The sequence below is a fragment of the Streptomyces sp. NPDC050743 genome (genome assembly GCF_044456925.1).
Classification (GTDB): Bacteria; Actinomycetota; Actinomycetes; order Streptomycetales; family Streptomycetaceae; genus Streptomyces.
This window is the reverse complement of record NZ_JBITGJ010000334.1, coordinates 1-1,347: the sequence shown is the minus strand read 5'-3', so window position 1 is coordinate 1,347 and position 1,347 is coordinate 1. Positions and strand designations below refer to the sequence as shown.

2 protein-coding genes are annotated in these 1,347 nt (G+C 66.0%); both read left to right on the top strand.

The genetic code is table 11. From position 1 onward, the window contains the following. On the top strand, positions 1–432 hold a 432-nt coding region (locus tag ACIBJF_RS53465), incomplete at its 5' end, for an alpha-glucosidase C-terminal domain-containing protein (RefSeq protein WP_399185123.1). Further along, a partial coding sequence (locus ACIBJF_RS53460) for an alpha-amylase family glycosyl hydrolase (protein WP_399185122.1) occupies positions 429–1,347 on the top strand: 919 nt, incomplete at its 3' end. The genes ACIBJF_RS53465 and ACIBJF_RS53460, both read left to right, overlap by 4 nt.

Here is a 1,347-nt window from a genome sequence, read left to right as displayed (position 1 = left end):
TCGGAGAAGTACCAGCTCAAGCGACGGGACTGGGAGGCGGCCGCGCGTGAGGGCCGCACCATCGCGCCCCTCATCACCAAGCTCAACGACATCCGACGGCAGCACCCCGCGCTACAGCGCCTGCGGAACCTCCGCTTCCACCAGACCGACAACGATGCGGTGCTCGCCTACAGCAAGAGCACGGGTGCCAACACGGTCATCGTGGTCGTCAATCTCGATCCGCACCACACCCAGGAGGCCACGGTCTCGTTGGACATGCCGCAACTCGGCCTGGAATGGGACTCCGCCCTGTCCGTGCACGACGAACTGACGGGTGAGACGTACCACTGGGGCAGGACCAACTACGTGCGCCTGACGCCCGGCAGCGGGCCGGCGCACGTGCTCCACGTCGGGCGATCGACGTCCCAGAACGGAGGGCCCGCGGCCTCATGACCGTCAACGAACCCGTACACGACACCTTCGAGGACACTCCCGCCAAGGACCGGGACCCGGGGTGGTTCAAACGCGCCGTCTTCTACGAGGTCCTGGTCCGCTCCTTCCAGGACAGCAACGGCGACGGCATCGGCGACCTGAAGGGTCTGACCGCCAAGCTCGACTATCTGCAGTGGCTCGGCGTGGACTGTCTGTGGCTGCCGCCGTTCTTCAAGTCACCTCTGAAAGACGGCGGTTACGACGTCTCGGACTACACCGCCGTCCTGCCGGAGTTCGGTGACCTCGCCGACTTCGTGGAGTTCGTGGACGCCGCCCACCAGCGCGGCATGCGCGTGATCATCGACTTCGTCATGAACCACACCAGCGACCAGCACCCGTGGTTCCAGGAGTCCCGCAAGAACCCCGACGGCCCGTACGGGGACTACTACATGTGGGCCGACGACGACAAGCAGTACGAGGACGCCCGGATCATCTTCGTCGACACCGAGGCCTCCAACTGGACCTTCGACCCGGTGCGCGGCCAGTACTACTTCCACCGCTTCTTCTCGCACCAGCCCGACCTCAACTACGAGAACCCGGCCGTGCAGGAGGAGATCCTGGCGGCCCTCAGGTTCTGGCTGGACCTCGGGATCGACGGCTACCGACTCGACGCGGTCCCCTACCTCTACGCCGAGGAGGGCACCAACTGCGAGAACCTGCCGGCGACCCACGAGTTCCTGAAGCGGGTCCGCCGTGAGATCGACGCGATGTACCCGGACACCGTGCTGCTGGCGGAGGCCAACCAGTGGCCGGAGGACGTCGTCGACTACTTCGGCGACTTCGGCTCCGGCGGCGACGAGTGCCACATGGCCTTCCACTTCCCGGTCATGCCGCGCATCTTCATGGCCGTACGCCGCGAGTCCCGCTACCCCGTCT